The organism is Natrialba sp. SSL1 (assembly GCF_001861355.1).
In the GTDB taxonomy this organism is placed as follows: Archaea; Halobacteriota; Halobacteria; order Halobacteriales; family Natrialbaceae; genus Natrialba.
This window is the reverse complement of the sequence record NZ_MASN01000032.1, coordinates 1-2,707: the sequence shown is the minus strand read 5'-3', so window position 1 is coordinate 2,707 and position 2,707 is coordinate 1. Positions and strand designations below refer to the sequence as shown.

3 protein-coding genes are annotated in these 2,707 nt (G+C 51.8%); all 3 read right to left on the bottom strand.

Annotation, left to right across the window (positions count from 1 at the left end):
* Positions 1-41 precede the first annotated feature (41 nt).
* Entirely contained in the window at positions 42-764 is a 723-nt protein-coding gene (locus BBD46_RS21575; protein WP_253184544.1) for a M20/M25/M40 family metallo-hydrolase, read from the bottom strand.
* Between the two features lie 247 nt (positions 765-1,011).
* Positions 1,012-1,896 (bottom strand): IS1595 family transposase, encoded by an 885-nt coding sequence (locus BBD46_RS10265; protein WP_071401622.1) that lies wholly within the window; start codon positions 1,894-1,896, stop codon positions 1,012-1,014.
* Positions 1,897-2,291: 395 nt separating this feature from the next.
* A partial coding sequence (locus BBD46_RS10260) for an ABC transporter substrate-binding protein (protein WP_253184543.1) occupies positions 2,292-2,707 on the bottom strand: 416 nt, incomplete at its 5' end.

The following is a 2,707-nucleotide window of genomic DNA, read 5'->3' as shown; positions in this document are numbered from 1 at the left end:
AACACCGATAAGCCGCCGCAGTCATGCGGTTCTTCGCTTAGCTAAAGACGGATGAGTGTAGGATAGTATAACGTCTTCTCGAGGAACGAATCACCGGGTTCATCTTGGAACCCATTAATATCTAGATTGTCAATAAGCGCATCAGAATCTGGCTCAATCTGATCAAGGAGTTCACGCTCCTGTCCAGTCATGGATCTAATATCATCGTAGAACCCCTTGATCGTGATCTGCCCCGACTCGTCTTTCATCGTTCCCAGTAGCTTATTGAGTTCCCATGCCGGGTTCGGTGCGGCGCCGCCATAGTGACCAGAATGAAGGTCATTGTCGGGGCCACTCACGTCAATCTGGATCACGAGGATACCGCGATTTCCGAGCACGACTGTTGGCCGTCCTGATTCATCAACAGGACCATCCGAGTTCACAGCGATATCAGCACTTAATTCCTCTTCGCACGCTTTGACCGCATCTCTGAGGTTCGGACTCCCACTTTCTTCTTCGCCATCAAGGAGAAGTACGACGTTCACTGGAAGACCTGTTGTCTCGCGAAGCGCTTTCACAGCACACAGATACGTGAAGTGTTGACCTTTATTGTCGACGGTACCGCGACCGTATAGCAGGTCCTCACCACTAACTGTTCTAATATTCGGGTTGAACGGTTCTGTTTTCCACGCCTCTGGTTCAACAGGTTGGACATCATAGTGGCCGTATACGAGTACCGTTGGCGCGTCGTTGTTCGGTTCATTATCGACGAATGCGTGGCTGATTACAGCTGCATGTCTATCTATTCCAATTACCTTAAATATATCGATCTATAGACAAGATACAATGATTTTAGGATGTTTGAGAACTCATTTAACCTCTCTCCGGTGGCACTAACCGATGGTTGAGCAACAAGCATTTGGAGATCGTCGATGAACCGATCAAAGTTGTTATCGATGGCTGTATCGATATCTGTAGCTGGGCACATATCGGTTGAATCGAACTACGCTCTTGTGTAGCACTTTGTTGATTTCACAGCGTGGCTTTGACAGCGTGTTTGAGCGCTTCTCTTCCTGGTTTCCGTAGTAGCTTTCGTCGAAGTTGGAACGCTCGGAGATACTGTGTGAGCTTGTCTTTTGAGACGCCTCGATGAGGCGAGAGCCACGGTCGCAGCAGCGATCCGTGGCTCTCGCAGGTGTTGACGTGAACGTCTTCGTCGGCGTATTCGCCGTCACCGTGGACGACGTATTCGCGGTCGAATGCGTCGTCCTCGGCCAACGGGTCGTAGGCACGAAAACCATCGGTGTAGACAGTCAGTGGCTCCTTCTCGCGGTTTGCGAGAAGGAGCCGAACCGTCGATTCGTCGGCTGATTTCGCTGGGATCACGTACCGATCGCCGGTGCCACGATCGACGATCGTGAACACCGGCGGTTTGTCCTGTTCGTATGATCCTCGCCCACGCGTGGACAGGCCACGCGAGCGCGACTCTTGGTCGCGCTCGCGGCCTTTCAGCCCTGCAGAAACGTAGACTTCGTCGATCTCGACTGGACCAACGAGGTCGAGGGAAGGCGCGTCGAGCGCCTTCGTGAAGCGCTCGACGCGCTGGTAGATCGTTTTGTACTGAACGTCGATCTCTAGCTGAAGTTGGCGAAGACTCGTGTTAAACCGGAGGAACGCGTAAATCGAGAATAGCCACTTTCTGAGTGCAACTTTCGAATGGGCAAAGATCGTGCCGGTCTTGTCGTTGAATGTGCGGTCGCAATTCTTACAGAGATAGCGCTGAAAGTGTCCATAGCTGCCGTTCTTGACCGTCAGGTCACAACGGCAGCGAGGGCAAGTAACACCGTTACGCCAGCGAACCTGCGCCAACAGGTCCGCTGCGACCGATTCCGATCCAAACACATCTAGCGGAATCATGCCTAACGGACACCGCTGACGCGGTGTCCTTGCTCTCTTCGATTCCACAGCGACAGCTGAGCAGTATCAATAATCTCCTACAGAAGAGCGATCGAACTAATACTAGATAAGTCATATCCTATCATACATTGCTGCCGAAACCCTCAATAGTTATAGGTAACACTCATTTCGACAGGTGTGTTCTCAATCGTGCCAGTGATTTACGCAGTGGTCGCACTGAGCGAGAAGTTGGTCCGATTTTCACCACATGGATAAAAAATTCCCACTCCATCGACCCACAAAATATCGGGGCCTATTATCACGAGGTGAGCAACGAGCGTTATCAGTGAATAATGACACCACTATTTAAGCCAATTTGATAATCGTGTCTCTCCGTATTATAGTAGGGAAGACATCTACAAGTCGTGCTCCTCCCGCCGTTCTTCGACGGTATCCATCCGATCCTCCGGGTGATAGATGTTATAGTCAGTATCCCACTCATACCCGGCATCCTCGAGGATTTCGAGCGCGGCGTCCTCGCCAGGACCGAATACAGGTGCGTCTTCATTGTGCCAGAACTCCAAACTCGGATTGATCGGACTAGTTGCCGGTTCACCGTATCCGTCGTAGATTTCGTTGATGATCGTCTCGGTATTCCCTTGAATCAAAGCGTTGAGTGCCTGCCGGAACCGGACGTCATCAAGTGGCGGCCGTTCGACGTTTTGATCTGTCCGCTGCCGCCCGTCATCGCCATGGGTGACCGCATCCAGGTGATCAGCCTCTTCGATCGTTTCTTCGAGACGCTCGAAGTCACCGAACCAGTAGTCGAGGA